12 protein-coding genes are annotated in these 15,475 nt (G+C 74.0%); all 12 read left to right on the top strand.

Features of this window, described 5'->3' with window-relative positions; genetic code table 11:
- The first annotated feature begins 248 nt into the window (after positions 1 to 248).
- The 12 genes from mraZ to ftsZ all read left to right on the top strand — a co-directional run bounded on the left by mraZ (position 249) and on the right by ftsZ (position 15,469).
- Entirely contained in the window at positions 249 to 680 is a 432-nt protein-coding gene (gene mraZ / locus V6U79_RS16165; protein WP_334529882.1) for a division/cell wall cluster transcriptional repressor MraZ, read from the top strand.
- A gap of 206 nt (positions 681 to 886) precedes the next feature.
- On the top strand, positions 887 to 1,999 hold the full coding sequence (gene rsmH, locus V6U79_RS16160; protein ID WP_334529885.1) for a 16S rRNA (cytosine(1402)-N(4))-methyltransferase RsmH: 1,113 nt from the start codon (positions 887 to 889) through the stop codon (positions 1,997 to 1,999).
- Entirely contained in the window at positions 1,996 to 2,598 is a 603-nt protein-coding gene (gene ftsL, locus V6U79_RS16155; protein ID WP_334529888.1) for a cell division protein FtsL, read from the top strand. The genes rsmH and ftsL overlap by 4 nt, the downstream gene beginning before the upstream one ends.
- Before the next feature lie 4 nt (positions 2,599 to 2,602).
- Positions 2,603 to 4,795 (top strand): peptidoglycan D,D-transpeptidase FtsI family protein, encoded by a 2,193-nt coding sequence (locus V6U79_RS16150; protein WP_334529891.1) that lies wholly within the window; start codon positions 2,603 to 2,605, stop codon positions 4,793 to 4,795.
- Between the two features lie 52 nt (positions 4,796 to 4,847).
- A complete protein-coding gene (locus V6U79_RS16145; RefSeq protein WP_334615104.1) occupies positions 4,848 to 6,410 on the top strand; it encodes a UDP-N-acetylmuramoyl-L-alanyl-D-glutamate--2,6-diaminopimelate ligase in 1,563 nt (520 codons plus the stop codon).
- Positions 6,407 to 7,837 (top strand): UDP-N-acetylmuramoyl-tripeptide--D-alanyl-D-alanine ligase, encoded by a 1,431-nt coding sequence (locus tag V6U79_RS16140; protein WP_334615103.1) that lies wholly within the window; start codon positions 6,407 to 6,409, stop codon positions 7,835 to 7,837. The genes V6U79_RS16145 and V6U79_RS16140 overlap by 4 nt, the downstream gene beginning before the upstream one ends.
- Entirely contained in the window at positions 7,834 to 8,967 is a 1,134-nt protein-coding gene (mraY, locus tag V6U79_RS16135) for a phospho-N-acetylmuramoyl-pentapeptide-transferase (protein ID WP_334529897.1), read from the top strand. The genes V6U79_RS16140 and mraY overlap by 4 nt, the downstream gene beginning before the upstream one ends.
- Before the next feature lie 275 nt (positions 8,968 to 9,242).
- Positions 9,243 to 10,625 carry an FtsW/RodA/SpoVE family cell cycle protein gene (locus tag V6U79_RS16130; RefSeq protein ID WP_334529960.1) on the top strand — a complete coding sequence of 461 codons (1,383 nt, stop codon included), beginning with the start codon at positions 9,243 to 9,245 and terminating at the stop codon, positions 10,623 to 10,625.
- Complete coding sequence (gene murG / locus V6U79_RS16125; protein ID WP_334529899.1) at positions 10,625 to 11,731, top strand: undecaprenyldiphospho-muramoylpentapeptide beta-N-acetylglucosaminyltransferase; 1,107 nt, start codon at positions 10,625 to 10,627, stop codon at positions 11,729 to 11,731. The genes V6U79_RS16130 and murG overlap by 1 nt, the downstream gene beginning before the upstream one ends.
- 85 nt (positions 11,732 to 11,816) lie before the next feature.
- Positions 11,817 to 13,301: a UDP-N-acetylmuramate--L-alanine ligase gene (gene murC / locus V6U79_RS16120; protein ID WP_334615102.1), complete on the top strand. Its 1,485-nt coding sequence runs from the start codon at positions 11,817 to 11,819 to the stop codon at positions 13,299 to 13,301.
- Positions 13,298 to 14,116 (top strand): cell division protein FtsQ/DivIB, encoded by an 819-nt coding sequence (locus tag V6U79_RS16115; RefSeq protein ID WP_334529901.1) that lies wholly within the window; start codon positions 13,298 to 13,300, stop codon positions 14,114 to 14,116. Before murC ends, V6U79_RS16115 begins: the two co-directional genes overlap by 4 nt.
- A gap of 237 nt (positions 14,117 to 14,353) precedes the next feature.
- On the top strand, positions 14,354 to 15,469 hold the full coding sequence (gene ftsZ / locus V6U79_RS16110) for a cell division protein FtsZ (RefSeq protein WP_334529903.1): 1,116 nt from the start codon (positions 14,354 to 14,356) through the stop codon (positions 15,467 to 15,469).
- Positions 15,470 to 15,475 lie beyond the last annotated feature (6 nt).

Raw genomic sequence — 15,475 nt, 5'->3', positions numbered from 1 at the left:
TGGGTCGGACGGCGTCGGGCAATGTCGGGTAACGGACGCGCGCCGGGGGCGCTCCGGCCCTCCACTCCGCTCCACCCCTTCTGACGTGCGCTTTTGCCGCCGCCGACGGCGCGCCACGCGGGCGATTCTGGTTGCAGGTGGAGGGAAGTGGAGTAGAGTGGGGCGCGATGGTGAGGCCGGGAGGGCCCACCGGCCCGGGGGGTCAGCGGCGACGCGAACGCCGCTAAAAGGGCGAGGGGGTTGGGCCGATGTTCCTCGGCACCCACACCCCGCGCCTGGACGACAAAGGCCGGTTGATCCTTCCGGCGAAGTTCCGGGACGAACTGGCGGGGGGTGTCGTGATCACCAAAGGGCAGGATCGCTGCCTCTACGTCTTCCCCACGCCCGAGTTCCAGCGGATCGCGGACCAGCTGCGTGCGCAGCCCATGACGAACAAGGCGGCCCGGGCCTACAGCCGGGTCTTCTTCGCCAGCGCGCACGACGAGGTCCCCGACAAGCAGGGGCGGGTCACCATCCCGGCCCACCTCCGGTCCTACGCCACGCTCGACCGGGACCTGGTGGTGATCGGGGCGAGCACGAGGGTGGAGATCTGGGACAGGACGGCCTGGGAGACCTACCTCGCGGAGAGCGAAGACGACTTCGCCGACATCGAGGAGGGGGTGCTGCCCGGCGGTCTGTAGGGCGTGGCGACGCCCGACGTACTGCGAGATCTCCAGCCGCTTTCGAGTTCCTGGCATCCCTTCCCCGGTGCCAGGGGCACGATCAGTCTCCGGGGCCGCGGCCCGGGGGGCGAGCGGGAGCGGATGGGGATCTGGCGGTACGACGACAGGCGTCGTCCGACGAACAGGCGCGCGACGAACGGACGTTTCAACCAGTGGGGGTCGACATGGGGGAGCTACGCGGCACGCACGTGCCGGTGCTGCTTGAGCGGTGTCTCGAGTTGCTGGCCCCCGCGCTGGACCGGGGCGGCCGGACGATCCACGTCGACGCGACGCTGGGTCTGGCCGGGCACGCCGAGGCGGTGCTGGAGCGGCACCCGCAGACGATCCTGATCGGGCTGGACCGGGACACCGAGGCCCTCGCGCACGCGCGGGTCCGGTTGGCCCGCTTCGCCGACCGGATCCACCTGGTGCACGCCGTCTACGACGAGCTGCCCGAGGTGCTGGAGCGGCTGGACTATCCGGGCATCGACGGGGTGCTGTTCGACCTGGGCGTCTCCTCGCTCCAGCTCGACGCGCCCGACCGCGGGTTCGCGTACGCGCAGGACGCGCCGCTGGACATGCGGATGGACCAGACCCGGGGGGTGACCGCCGAGGAGGTGGTCAACACCTACGCCCACCCGGACCTGGCCCGGGTGCTGCGGGTCTACGGCGAGGAGAAGTTCGCCGGGCGGATCGCCTCGGCGATCATCCGGGAGCGCGAGCGGGCGCCGATCACCTCGTCGGCGCGGCTGGCCGAACTGGTCAGGGAGAGCATTCCGGCGCCAGCCCGACGAACCGGCGGACACCCGGCCAAGAGAACGTTTCAGGCTTTACGGATCGAGGTAAACAGGGAGCTGGCAGCGCTGGAGACGGCGCTGCCGGCCGCTCTCGACAAGCTCAACGTGGGCGGTCGCATGGTGGTCCTGTCCTACCACTCGTTGGAGGACCGGCTCACCAAGCAGGCGCTCGCCGATCGGGTCCGCAGTAAGGGCCCGATCGACCTCCCGGTCGAACTCCCCGGGTCGGGTCCGACGTTCCGGCTGCTCAGCCGGGGCGCCGAACTCCCCGGGGACGCGGAAGTCGCCGCGAACCCGCGCGCCGCCTCGGTGCGCCTGCGGGCAGCGGAACGACTCGACCCGCGGGCCGCGGAACAGGGGCGGACCGACCGCGAACGGTACCGCCGCCGGGTCAAGGCGATGCACCAACCGGGGACGGGGTCGACACCGGGTTCCACAGTGGACCGGGGGGCGGCGCCGGGGGACGGCAGAGGGACGGACGAAGAGGGGGAGGGAACATGAACGTCAACAAGCGCGACGGCCGGGACGCGGCCGTCGGGCAGCGCGCACCGCGGTCGGGGGGCCGGACCGCGGCGCAGCGGACCACGCGAGCCGGCACCCCGACGCCGCTGGCGGACCGCGCCGGTCGGCGGCAGGAGACTCGCGCCCGGGGGGCGCGCGAGTTCCCGACCCAGGGCAACGCCGCGCTGCGGCCCGCCGAGAAGCCCGTCGCCACCACGGCGGCGCCGCCCCGGCTGCGGGTCGCGCCCCCGCCGCCGGTGCGGGTGCCGCGGGCGCCCTTCGCGGCGCTGATCGTGGTGCTGGTCGTCGGCGGGGTGCTGGGCATCCTCGCCGTCAACACGAAGATCAACGAGAACGCGTTCAAGCTTCAGCAGCTCCAGCGGCAGCAGGCCCGGCTCGACGTGGACCAGCAGCAGCTGGAGAAGAAGATCGAGCAGCACGAGGCGCCGGGCAACCTGACCGCCCAGGCCCGCAAGCTCGGCCTGGTGGAGAACGACGACCCGGCCTACATCCGGCTGCCCGACGGGCGGACGATCGGCGTGCCGCAGCCGGCCAACGGTCAGCCGGCGATCACCAGCCAGCAGGGCAACGGGGGATAGCACCGTGCCGCCGAGATCGGACGAACCGCGCCGGGACCCCACGGGCTCCCGGCGCGGCCCGTCCCGGGGTGGGCGGGCCACGGATCCACGCACCGGTGAGCCGGGGGGCGGGGGGATCTCCGACGCCCGGGCGTACACCCCCCGGGGCCGGACCATCCGGGAGAGCAGTGACGAACGGGCCGGCCGCGAGGAGCGCGCCGGCCAGCGGCGCAATCCCCGGGCCAACCGCTCCGGCGACCCGTTCCGGCCGGCGTTGCAGGTGCTCGACGGCGGCCGGGCCGGCGCCACCCGCACCGGCCGGCGGGAAACCAGCCCGGCCGGCCGCACCGGCGTGGTCCGCACCGTCCAGGCCCGGCCGCCGGTCGACGAGGAGGACGAGCTTCCCGCGCCGCGCCGCCGCTCCGGCGGACGCGTGCCGCGCCCGCCGGCCCGCCCGGCGGCCCGCCGGCCGTCGCGCAAGCCGAAGCGGCCGCCGAAGCTGGCCGAGCCGCGCCGGCGGCTGCGGCTGGGCACCGTCCTGGTCCTGGCGCTCTTCGCCACCATCGGCATCCGGCTGGTCTTCCTCCAGGCCGCCGACACCCCGGCGTACGCGGGCGGCGGCGTCTCCGGCCGGCTCATCCGGGTCGACCTGCCCGCGCCGCGCGGCGCGATCGTCGACCAGCACGGCGAGCCGCTGGCCCACAGCGTCGAGGCGCGCTACGTGTACGCCGACCCGACCCAGGTCGAGGACCGCGACGCGGCGGCGCGACTGCTCTCCCCGCTGCTCGGCGTGCCCGTCTCCGAGCTGGCCGACAAGATGAAGCGGCGCGGCGGCTCGCAGTTCCAGTACCTGGCCCGGGGCGTCGACATCGCCAAGGCCAAGCAGGTCGAGGCGTTGAACCTGGCCGGCATCGGGGTGCACCGCGACGAGCGGCGCGAGGTGCCCGGCGGCGACCTCGCCGCCAACCTGGTCGGCTTCGTCAGCCAGGACATGGACGGCCTGGAGGGCCTCGAGGCGCGCTACGACGACCTGCTCCAGGGCAAGGACGGCCGGCGGGTCTACGAGGCCGGCCAGGGCGACCTGGACGCCCCGATCCCCGGCGGCTTCAGCCAGACCACGCCCGCCAAGCCGGGCAGCTCCCTGGTGCTGACCATCGACCGCGACCTGCAGTTCCAGGTGCAGCAGGTGCTCGGCCGGCAGATGGCGCGCACCCGGGGCAGCGTCGGCGCGGCGGTGGTGCTGGACGTGAAGACCGGCGACGTGCTCGCCCAGGCGAGCTACCCCACCTACAACGCGGCCGCGCCGGGGCCGAGCAAGCCGACCGAGCGGGAGGACGCGGCGACCAGCTTCGTGGTCGACCCCGGCTCCGTGCACAAGGCGATCACCTTCGGCGCGGCGCTCCAGGAGGGGGTGATCACCCCCGACACCACGATGCCGGTCGCCAACACGATCACCAAGGGTGACGTCCCCTTCACCGACACCCACCCTGCCCACGGGCAGCGGATGAGCCTGGCCGGCATGCTGGCGTACTCGTCGAACGTCGGCACCATCCAGGTCGCCGACCTGCTGGGCCGGGACCGGCTGATCGACTACCAGAAGCGGTTCGGGCTGGGCCAGCCCACCCGCGAGGGCATGCCGGGGGAGGCGTCGGGCCGGCTGCTGCCGGCCGACCAGTGGAGCGGGTCGTCGGAGGGGTCGGTGCCGATCGGGCACAGCGTCGACGCCACGCCGTTGCAGATGGCCGCCGCGTACGCCGCCATCGCCAACGACGGCACCTACGTCCAGCCCCACCTGATCAAGGAAGTGATCAGCGGGGAGGACGGCCGGCGCACCCCCGCGCCGGCGCCGGTCACCCGGTCGGTGCTCAGCCCGCAGAACGCGGCCGCCCTGCGCACCATGCTGGAGGCGGTCACCACCGTCCCCGACGCGACCGGCGTGGCGGCGGCGGTGCCCGGCTACCGGGTCGCCGGCAAGACCGGCACCGGGCTGCGGTACGTCGACGGTCGGCAGCAGCCCGGCGAGGTGGGGTCGTTCATCGGGATGGCCCCGGCGGAGAAGCCGCGCTACGTGGTGGCCGTCTTCGTGTGGAGTCCCGGCGGTGGGGGCGGCGAGGTCGCCGCGCCCGCGTTCCGCGAGATGATGGGCTTCACGCTGCGGCACTACCGGGTTCCGCCGTCCGGCGGCAAGGCCCCCAAGTTCGAGGTCTTTCCGCGCTGAGCGGGGACGGCGGGACATCATCGGTGAGTGCGGACGAACCACCGGGGCGGCTGTGCGGCCGGCACCGGGCGACCGGGTAGGGTCTGACGCCGTGCCCGGCAATCCACGTCCCCGTACCGTGCCCGCAGTCCGGCTCGGCGACCTCGCCACCCGGCTCGGCGTCATCGCGCCGGAGGGCGCCGCCGACCCGACCGTGACCGGGGTGACCCACGCCAGCCAGGAGGTCCGCCCCGGCGACCTGTACGCCGCGCTGCCCGGTGCCCGCCGGCACGGCGCGGAGTTCGCCGCCGCCGCGGCCGCCGCCGGCGCGGTGGCCGTGCTGACCGACGTGGCCGGCGCCGCCGCGGTGGCGGAGGCCGGGCTCCCCGCCCTGGTGGTGCACGACCCCCGCGCGGTGCTCGGCGACGTCGCGTCGGCCGTCTACGGCGACCCCACCGCGGGGCTGGCCGTGATCGGGGTGACCGGCACCGCCGGCAAGACCTCCACCGCGTACCTGGTCGAGTCCGGTCTGCGCGCCGCCGGCCACGTCACCGGGCTGATCGGCACGGTGGAGACCCGGCTGGGCGACCTGGTCCTCGACAGCGTACGGACCACCCCGGAGGCCACCGACCTGCACGCCATGCTCGCCGCCGCGCGGGAGCGCGGGGTGACCGCGGTGGTGATGGAGGTCTCCAGCCACGCCCTGGCGATGGGGCGGGTCGGCGGGGTCCGCTTCGCCGTCGGCGGCTACACCAACTTCGGCTCCGACCACCTCGACTTCCACGCCGACTCGGCCGACTACTTCGCGGCCAAGGCGAAGCTCTTCGACGGCCGCTGCGGGGCCGAGGTGCTCAACCACGACGACCCGGCGCTGCGACCGCTGTTCAAGCCCGGCACGGTCAGCTACTCGGCGGCCGGCGACCCCACCGCCACCTGGTGGGCCGACGGGATCGACGGCGAGGGGTACGCCCAGCGCTTCACCGCGCACGGCCCGGACGGGGTGGCCGTGCCCGCCGGGGTGGCGCTGCCCGGCCGGCACAACGTGGCCAACGCGCTGCTGGCCATCGCCGTCCTGGTGGCCGCCGGGGTGGACCCGGCGACCGCCGCCGAGGGAGTGGCCGCCTGCGGTGGTGTTCCCGGGCGGCTCGAGCTGGTCAGCGCGGGCAGCCCGGTGCGCGGGGTGGTCGACTACGCGCACAAGTCGGACGCCATCGTGGCCGCCCTGGCCGCGCTGCGGGAGCTGAGCACCGGCCGGCTGATCTGCGTCATCGGCGCCGGCGGCGACCGGGACCGGGGCAAGCGGCCGGTGATGGGTGCCGCCGCCGCGGAGGGGGCCGACGTGGTGCTGGTGACCGACGACAACCCGCGCACCGAGAACCCGGCCGCGATCCGGGCCGAGGTGCTCACCGGGGCGTACGCGGCGGACGCCGCCGCCCGGATCATCGAGGTGCCCGGCCGCCGCGCCGCCATCGCCGAGGCGGTCCGCCTCGCCGAACCGGGCGACGTGGTGGCGCTGCTCGGCAAGGGGCACGAGCGGGGCCAGGAGATCGACGGCGAGGTGCTTCCGTTCGACGACCGCGTCGAGCTGGCCGAGGCGCTGCACGCCCGCTTCGGGGACCGGGCGGGTCACCGGTGATCCCGCTGAGCCTGGCCGAGGTCGCCTCGGCCGTCGGCGGCCGGCTGGCCGGCGCCGACCCGGACGCCCGGATCACCGGTCCGGTCGAGTTCGACTCCCGCAAGGTCACCGCCGGGGCGCTCTTCGTCGCCTTCCCCGGCGAGAAGGTCGACGGCCACGACTACGCCGCCGGCGCGGTGGACGCCGGCGCGGTGGCGGTGCTCGGCACCCGCGAGGTGCCCGGGGTGCCGATGGTGCTGGTGGACGACGCGCTCGCCGCGATGGGCCGGCTGGCCCGCGCGGTGGTGGACCGGCTGCCCGGGCTGACCGTGGTCGGCCTGACCGGCTCGTCCGGCAAGACCACCACCAAGGACCTGATCGCGCAGCTGACCGCCCGCCTCGGCCCGACGGTGGCGCCGCCCGGGTCGTTCAACAACGAGCTGGGGCACCCGTACACGGCCCTGCAGGCCGGCCCGGAGACCCGCTTCCTGGTGATGGAGAAGGGCGCCCGCGGGGTGGGGCACGTGCGCTACCTCTGCGAGGTGGTGCCGCCGCGGATCTCGGTGGTGCTCAACGTCGGGGTGGCGCACCTCGGCGAGTTCGGCTCGGTGGAGAACATCGCCCTGGCCAAGGGCGAGCTGGTCGAGGCGCTGCCCGCCGACGGGTTGGCCGTGCTCAACGCCGACGACCCCCGGGTCGACGCGATGGCGGCGCGTACCGGCGCCCGGGTGGTCCGGTACGGCGAGGCCGCGCACGCCGACGTCCGGGCGGTCGACGTGTCGCTGGACGACCGGGGCCGGCCGTCGTACACCCTGGTCACCCCGGAGGGGAGCGTCCCGGTGCGGCTCGGCCTGTCCGGCCGGCACCAGGTCTCCAACTCGCTCGCCGCGGCGGCGGTGGCCCGTGAGCTCGGCATGCCGCTGGCCGACCTGGCCGCGGCGCTGGGCGAGCTGGGGCTGGTCTCCACCCGTCGGATGGACGTCTTCGAACGGCCCGACGGGGTGACGGTGATCGACGACTCGTACAACGCCAATCCGGCGTCGATGGCGGTGGCGCTGCGCGCGCTGGCCGGCATGGGCCGGCGGGGGCGTACCTTTGCCGCGCTGGGCTACATGGCCGAGCTGGGCGAGTTCGAACGCGAGGGGCACCGCGAGGTGGGCCGGCTCGCGGCCGAGCTGGGGGTGGACCGGCTGCTCGTGGTGGGCGGTCCGGCGGCGCCGATCCATGAGGGCGCGACAGCGGTAAGTGACTGGGGAGGAGAGTCGGTGCTGCTCACCGATCAGGCGGCGGCCGTCGAGGTGCTGCGGAGCGAACTACGTCCGGGTGACGTGGTCCTGGTGAAGGGCTCCCGGTACCGCACCTGGGAGGTGGCCGACGCGCTGCGCGCCGACGCCACCGGCAACGGGGCCGGCGAGAACAGCGCGGCGGGGAACGGGGTCGCCGGATGAGGGCGGTCATCGTCGCCGTCGGTGTGGCGTTCCTGATCTCGCTGCTCTGCACCCCGATCGCGATCAGGGTGTTCACCCGGCTGAAGGCGGGTCAGCCGATCCGGGCCGAGGGCCCGGCGATGCACCAGGGCAAGAAGGGCACGCCGACGATGGGCGGCGTGGTCTTCATCCTGGCCACGGTGATCGCCTACGTGGCCGGCCACCTCGCCCTCACCACCCTGCCGGACGCGCAGATCGCCCAGGTCGAGCCGACCATCACCGCGCTGGTGCTGCTGGGGCTGATGGTCTTCTCCGGCGCGGTCGGCTTCATCGACGACTTCCTGAAGGTCCGCAAGCGGCACAGCGGCGGGCTGAACAAGCGGGGCAAGCTCTTCGGCCAGATCCTGGTCGGCGCGATCTTCGGGGTGGTCGCGCTCTGGTTCCCCAGCACCATGACCGACGCCAGCGGCGCGGCGACCAACACCGAGACGGTGGGCAGCACCACACTGAGCTTCATCCGGGACATCCCGGCCCTGGAGATCGGCAAGATCGCCTCGGTGATCGTGATCATCATGGTGGTGATGGCCGCGACCAACGGCGTGAACCTCACCGACGGCCTGGACGGCCTCGCCACCGGCGCCTCGGTGATGGTCCTCGCCGCGTACGCCCTGATCGCGTTCTGGCAGTACCGGCACTGGTGCGCCGACCCGACCTACACCGCCAACCCGGACAACTACTGCTACGCGGTGCGCGACCCGCTGGAGATCGCGCTGATCGCCGGCGCGGCGGCCGGTGCCTGCGTGGGCTTCCTCTGGTGGAACACCTCCCCGGCGCGGATCTTCATGGGCGACACCGGGGCGCTCGGCCTGGGCGGCCTGATCGCCGGCATGGCGATGTCCACCCGGACCATCCTGCTGCTGCCCATCCTCGGCGGCCTCTTCGTGATCGTCACGATGTCCGTGGTGATCCAGATCATCTCGTTCCGGACCACCGGCAAGCGGGTGTTCCGGATGTCGCCGCTGCAGCACCACTTCGAGCTCGCCGGCTGGAGCGAGGTCAACATCGTGGTCCGCTTCTGGATCATCGCCGGGATCGGCGTCGCCATCGCCCTCGGCCTGTTCTACAGCGACTTCCTGGCCAGCATGGGCTGACCCGGACCGACCCCGGAACGGGGGCTCCTCCTGACGGAGGGGCCCCCGTTCCGCGTCGGCGACACGCCGACCGCGCGGAACGGCCGGAACGGGCCCGCCGCAGCGGCGATGATGGGCGGGTGGGGGAGGACCGAGGCACGACCGGCACGACGACGACGGAGACCAGGCCACGGAGGGGGGCGGCCACGGGGCGTACGGCCGACCCGCCGGCGCCCCTGTCCGGCCTGGGCGCGGCCGGCGGCCTGGCGGCGCTGCGCGGCCTGCTGGACCGCCCGATGGCCTCCTACTACCTGCTGCTCTCCAGCGCCGGCCTGCTGCTGCTGATCGGCCTGACCATGGTCTTCTCGGCGACCAGCGTGAAGGACTACGCCGAGGCCGGCGACGCCTCCGCGTCGGTGACCAAGCAGGCGATCTTCGCGGTGATCGGCATCGTGGCCTTCTGGGCCTGCCAGCGGCTGCCCGCCACCACCTTCCGGTCCCTGGGCCGGCCGGTGCTGGGCACCGCGGTGGTGCTGCTGCTGGTGCTCAACGTGCTGCTGGCGTTGAACTCGCTGTTCGGGATCACCTCGCTCGGCCCGGTGCGGGCCCAGCTGCTCTGGCTCTACCTCGGTCCGGTCCAGGTGCAGCCCTCCGAGCTGGCGAAGCTCGCGCTGGTGCTCTGGGGCGCGCACGTGATCGCCCGCAAGGGCGCCGCGCTGGGCTGGTGGCGGGAGCTGGCCACCCCGCTCTTCCCGGTGGTCGGCCTGCTCTTCGTGCTCGTCGGCTACAACGACCTGGGCACCATGCTCTGCCTGCTCTGCCTGGTGGTCGGGCTGCTCTGGGCGGCCGGGGTGCGGATGCGCGTCTTCGCCGCCCTCTCCGCGGTGGGTCTGCTCGGCATCGGGTTGCTGGTCGCCCTGGCGTCGCTCGGCGCCGGCTCCGGGGCGCGGGGCGCCGAGAACTACCGGCTGATGCGGCTCACCTCCTTCCTCGATCCGGCCGACCCGAGGGCCTGCGTCGAGCAGCAGCTGGAGGGTTGCTGGCAGTTCGTCCAGGCCCGTTACGCCATCGAGAACGGCGGGTGGTTCGGGGTCGGCCTGGGCCAGAGCAAGGTCAAGTGGGCCTGGCTGCCGGCGGCGGAGAACGACTTCATCTTCGCCGTCATCGCCGAGGAGCTGGGGGTGGTGGGCTGCGCCGTGGTGCTCGCGCTCTTCGCCGTGCTCGGCTACACGGGGCTGCGGATCGCCCGCCGGGTCGCCGACCCGTTCCGCCGGCTCGCCGCCGCCGCCGTCACCGCCTGGCTGATCGGCCAGGCGGTGATCAACGTGGGCGGGGTGATCGGCCTGATGCCGATGACCGGGGTGCCGCTGCCGTTCATCTCCGACGGCGGAAGCGCCCTGGTCGTGACCCTGGCGGCGGTCGGCATGCTCGCCTCGTTCGCCCGCGCCGAACCCGATGCGGCCCGGGCCCTGCATGCCCGTCCGCCCGCCCGATGGGTCCGACTACTCTGGGCCCCGTTGCCGCCGCTTCCGGGACGGCGTCGCCGGCCGGCGACGCCACCGGCAGCCCGAGGGTCCGTACCCCGGGCGCGAGCGCGGCGGGAGGACGACCAGGCCGTACCACGCGGCGTCCGGCAGGCCCGGAACCGCGGCGGCACGGCGAACGAGAGGAGACGCTGATGGGTCCGCTGCGTTCGGTGGTGCTCTGTGGAGGGGGCACGGGTGGCCACATCTACCCGCTGCTCGCCTTCGCCGACTGCCTGCGCCGACACGACCCGGGCGTCCGGATCACCTGCCTGGGCACCCCGAAGGGGCTGGAGAACGAGCTGATCCCGCCGGCCGGCTACGACCTGCGGCAGATCCCCGCCTACCAGCTGCCGCGCTCGGTCAACATGAGCCTGATGCGTACCCCCGACCGGATGTGGAAGGCGGCCCGCGCGGCGGGCAAGGTGATCGAAGAGGTCGCCGCCGACGCGGTGGTCGGGTTCGGCGGGTACGTCTCGGTCCCCGGCTACCTCGCCGCCTGGCGTCGTGAGCTGCCGATCGTCATCCACGAGGTCAACGTGCCGCCGGGCGTGGCCAACCGGCTCGGGATGAAGTTCACCCGCAACGTCGCGGCGGGCTTCCCGCACCAGCCCCTGCAGTCCGAGGCGCTGCGCGACGCCCGGGTGGTCGGCGTGCCGCTGCGCCGGGGCATCGCCGGGCTGGACCGGGCCGCCATGCGCAACGCCGCCCGGGCCCACTTCGGACTCCGCCCCGACCTGCCGGTGCTCTTCGTCGCCGGCGGCTCGCAGGGCGCCCGCTCGATCAACCTGGCGGTCACCGGCGCGGCCAAGGAGCTGGCCCGCAACGGCGTGCAGGTGCTGCACGTGATGGGGGCCCGCAACGAGCCGGTGCCGGTCCCCACCGACCTGCCGGTGCCGTACGTGGCCCTGCCCTACCTGTCCGAGATGGAGCTGGGCTACGCCGCCGCCGACCTGATGCTGGGCCGGGGCGGGGCGATGACCTGTGCCGAGGTGGCCGCCATCGGGCTGCCCACCATCTACGTGCCGTACCCGCACAGCAACCAGGAGCAGAAGCGCAACGCGCTGCCCGTGGTGGAGGCCGGCGGTGGGCTGCTGGTCGACGACGCCGAGCTGACCCCGGACTGGCTGGAGCGGACGGTCATCCCGCTGGTCCGGGACCCGCACCGGCTCGCCGCGATGGGCAACGCCGCGGCCGCGTACGGGCGGCGCGACGGCGACGTCGCCCTGCTGAACTTCGTCTACGAGGCGGTGGCTCGGTGAGCGCGAGGAGTGAGCTCGCGAGCCCCGCAGTCGCGAATGACGGTGGCCCGATGAGGTCGGCCACCGCGACGGGAAGGTACCTGGCATGAACACCGCGCAGTTCACCCCGGCCGGCACGCTCACCGCGGAGGACCTGGGTCGGATCCACCTGATCGGGGTGGGCGGGGTCGGCATGAGCGGCCTGGCCCGGCTCTTCCTCACCCGTGGCCTGCCGGTCTCCGGCAGCGAGCTGCGGGAGTGGCCGTCGCTGGCCGGGCTGCGTGCCCTCGGCGGGACGGTCCACATGAGTCACGAGGCGTCCAACCTCGACGGTGTGGACACCGTCGTCTACTCCTCGGCCATCCCCCAGGACCACCTGGAGATGGTGGAGGGCCGCCGGCGCGGGCTGCGGGTGCTGCACCGCTCCGAGGCCCTGGCGGCGGCGATGACCGGCCGGCGGACGGTGGCGGTCGCCGGCACGCACGGAAAGACCACCACCACCTCGATGGTCACCATGGTGCTCCAGCAGGCGGGGGCGGACCCGTCCTTCGTCATCGGCGGGGAGATCTCCGAGGTCGGTTCCGGGGCCCACCACGGCACCGGCGAGCACTTCGTGGTCGAGGCCGACGAGAGCGACCGCTCGTTCCTGATCTACCGCCCGTACGTCTCGATCATCACCAACATCGAGGCGGACCACCTCAACACCTACGGCGACCTGGCGAACCTGGAGGCGACCTTCGCCGAGTTCGCCCGGCTCACCGACCCGGACGGCTACATCGTCACCTGCGCGGACGACCCGGGCGGTCGGCGGCTCGCCGAGACGCTGCGCGCCGAGGGGCGCCGGGTGCACACCTACGGCGAGTCGGCCGACGCCGACCTGCGGCTGAGCGAGGTGACCTCCTCCGCGCGCGGGGTGCGCTACCTGGCCGAGATCGACGGTCGCTCGCTGGGCGAGTTCCGGCTGCCGGTGCCCGGCCGGCACATGGGGCTCAACAGCGCCTCGGCGGTGCTCGCCGCGTACCTGCTGGGGCTGCCGGTGGAGGCGGCGGAGGCGGCGCTGGCCGCGTTCCCCGGCGTCCGCCGCCGCTTCGAGCGCAAGGGCGTCGCCGACGGCGTGCTGGTCTACGACGAGTACGCCTACCACCCGACCTCGATGACGCTGGCGTTGCAGACGTTGCGCGAGGTGGCCGGCGACGGCCGGTTGATCGTGGTCTTCCAGCCCTACCGGCTCTACCGCACCCGGGACCTCCAGGCGGAGATCGCCGCGGCGCTCGGCATCGCCGACGAGCTGGTGCTGCTGGAGGTCTTCGGCCCGGGCGAGCTGCGCCAGCCGGGTGAGGGCTCGGCGGCGTTGCTCGAGGCGGTGCCGCTGGCCGCCGGGCACAAGGTCTTCGTCGACTCCTGGGACGACGCGCCGCTGGAGGTGGCCCGCCGGGCCCGCCCCGGCGACGTGGTGGTGACGATGGGCGCGCCGCCGATCTCGCTGATGGGCGACCAGCTGCTGGACGCCCTGGCGGCCCGCGCGGGTGTCGACGGGGTGGCTCTCGGCGCGGCCGTCGACCCGGACGGCGCGGCCTCCGCCGCCGGATGAGCCCGGGCCCGGCACGGGGCCGTACCGCCGGCACGGACGGTGGCGGCCCCCGGCGTGGTCCGGTCCGGCGCTGGCAGCTCGTCCGGGCCGGCACCGACGCGGTGCCGCCGTCGACCCGGCGGTTCATGGCCCGCGCCCGGCAACGTCGGATGCGCGCGGCGCTGCCCTGGGCGGTGGCCGGCGGGGTCCTCGCGGTGGCCGGGCTGGTCGCCTGGGCGGTGCTGGGCAGCGGCCTGTTCGGTGTCCGGGAGGTACGGGTGGTCGGCGCGGACCTGGTCACCCCGGTGGAGGTGCGCGAGGCGGCGGCGGTGCCCGACGGCGTCCCGCTGGCCCGGGTGGACCTGGCCGCGACGGCCCGGCGGATCGGCGCCCTGGCCCCGGTGGAACGGGCCACGGTGTCCCGGGACTGGCCGGAGACGCTGGTGGTGACCGTGGTCGAGCGCACCGGCGTGGCCGCGGTGCCGCAGGACGGGCAGTTCGTGGTGCTCGACCGGGCCGGCGTGGTGTTCCGGACGGCGCCGCAGGCTCCGGACGGTCTGCCGGTGGTCCGGCTCGCCACCCCCGGCCCGGACGACGCGGGCACCCGGGCCGCGCTGGAGGTGCTGGCGGCGCTCACCCCGCAGTTGCGCGCGGAGCTGTCCGAGCTGACCGTGGAGGGGCTGGCCCGGATCAGCCTGACCCTGCGCGGGGAGCGCAAGGTGGTGTGGGGCGACGCCACCCGGGGCCCGGAGAAGGCGCGGGTGGCCACCGCGTTGCTGGACCGGGACGCGGCCACGATCGACGTGAGCGCGCCGGACGTGGTGACCTTCAAGTGATCCGGCGGGACGTGAGCCGTCCCGCCAATGGGGCGACACGCCGGGTGGGTCCTTGGCTCTCGGCGTGGGGGCGCTTACGTTGCCCCGAAGAGGATCAGTGGTTGACATAACCGTAAGCCTCTAGTAGAGGGTGAGGGTTTATCCCTGACTCCTACTGGTGACAGCTGTCGTCGACCGCTGGGCTGGCCACGCCGTACCCGGTCGGCCGATGCCAATCTCGAAGGGAAAGGACCGGAGATGACACCTCCGCACAACTACCTGGCGGTCATCAAGGTCGTCGGCATCGGGGGCGGCGGCGTGAACGCCGTCAACCGGATGATCGAGGTTGGGCTCAAGGGCGTCGAGTTCATCGCGATCAACACCGACGCGCAGGCGCTGCTGATGAGTGACGCCGACGTCAAGCTCGACGTCGGCCGGGAGCTGACCCGGGGGCTCGGCGCGGGTGCCAACCCGGACGTCGGCAAGAACGCCGCCGAGGACCACCGCGACGAGATCGAGGAGGTGCTCAAGGGCGCCGACATGGTCTTCGTGACCTGCGGCGAGGGGGGCGGCACCGGCACCGGCGGCGCGCCCGTGGTGGCCAACATCGCCCGCAAGCTGGGCGCGCTGACCATCGGTGTGGTGACCCGGCCGTTCTCCTTCGAGGGCAAGCGCCGCCAGGTGCAGGCCGAGTCCGGCATAGACGAGCTGCGCAACCAGTGCGACACGTTGATCGTCATCCCGAACGACCGGCTGCTGGCGCTGGGTGACCGCAACATCAGCATGATGGACGCGTTCCGCACCGCCGACCAGGTGCTCCTCTCCGGTGTCCAGGGCATCACCGACCTGATCACCACCCCCGGTCTGATCAACCTGGACTTCGCCGACGTCAAGAGCGTGATGAGCGGCGCCGGCAGCGCCCTGATGGGCATCGGCAGCGCCCGCGGCGAGAACCGCGCGGTGGAGGCGGCCGAGGCGGCCATCTCCAGCCCGCTGCTGGAGCAGAGCATGGACGGCGCGCGCGGCGTGCTGCTCTCCATCGCCGGCGGCTCCGACCTGGGCCTGTTCGAGATCAACGACGCGGCGCAGCTGGTCACCGACGCGGCGCACCCGGACGCCAACATCATCTTCGGTGCGGTCATCGACGACGCGCTGGGTGACGAGGTCCGGGTGACCGTCATCGCGGCCGGCTTCGACGGCGGCGCGCCGGCGTACAAGGCGGCCGAGGCGCCGCGCAAGACCAACCAGAACCAGCCGGCGCCGCAGACCCCGCCGGTGACTCCGCCGGCCAGCATGCCGGCGCCGCAGCAGTCGCCGCGCCGGGTGCTCTTCGACGACGTCGACGTGCCCGACTTCCTCAAGAACGGTTCCTGAGCTCCG

It is taken from the genome of Micromonospora psammae, from assembly GCF_036902725.1.
Lineage (GTDB): Bacteria > Actinomycetota > Actinomycetes > Mycobacteriales > Micromonosporaceae > Micromonospora.
The sequence above is the reverse complement of the archived record's forward strand: the minus strand, read 5'-3'. Positions and strand labels throughout refer to the sequence as shown.

Excerpts from the sequence above, each read along its gene's own strand:
- mraZ (WP_334529882.1), top strand. The coding sequence starts at position 249 with ATGTTCCTCGGCACCCACACCCCGCGCCTGGACGACAAAGGCCGGTTG.
- rsmH (WP_334529885.1), top strand. The coding sequence starts at position 887 with ATGGGGGAGCTACGCGGCACGCACGTGCCGGTGCTGCTTGAGCGGTGT.
- ftsL (WP_334529888.1), top strand. The coding sequence starts at position 1,996 with ATGAACGTCAACAAGCGCGACGGCCGGGACGCGGCCGTCGGGCAGCGC.
- mraY (WP_334529897.1), top strand. The coding sequence starts at position 7,834 with ATGAGGGCGGTCATCGTCGCCGTCGGTGTGGCGTTCCTGATCTCGCTG.
- V6U79_RS16130 (WP_334529960.1), top strand. The coding sequence starts at position 9,243 with ATGGCCTCCTACTACCTGCTGCTCTCCAGCGCCGGCCTGCTGCTGCTG.
- murG (WP_334529899.1), top strand. The coding sequence starts at position 10,625 with ATGGGTCCGCTGCGTTCGGTGGTGCTCTGTGGAGGGGGCACGGGTGGC.
- murC (WP_334615102.1), top strand. The coding sequence starts at position 11,817 with ATGAACACCGCGCAGTTCACCCCGGCCGGCACGCTCACCGCGGAGGAC.
- V6U79_RS16115 (WP_334529901.1), top strand. The coding sequence starts at position 13,298 with ATGAGCCCGGGCCCGGCACGGGGCCGTACCGCCGGCACGGACGGTGGC.
- ftsZ (WP_334529903.1), top strand. The coding sequence starts at position 14,354 with ATGACACCTCCGCACAACTACCTGGCGGTCATCAAGGTCGTCGGCATC.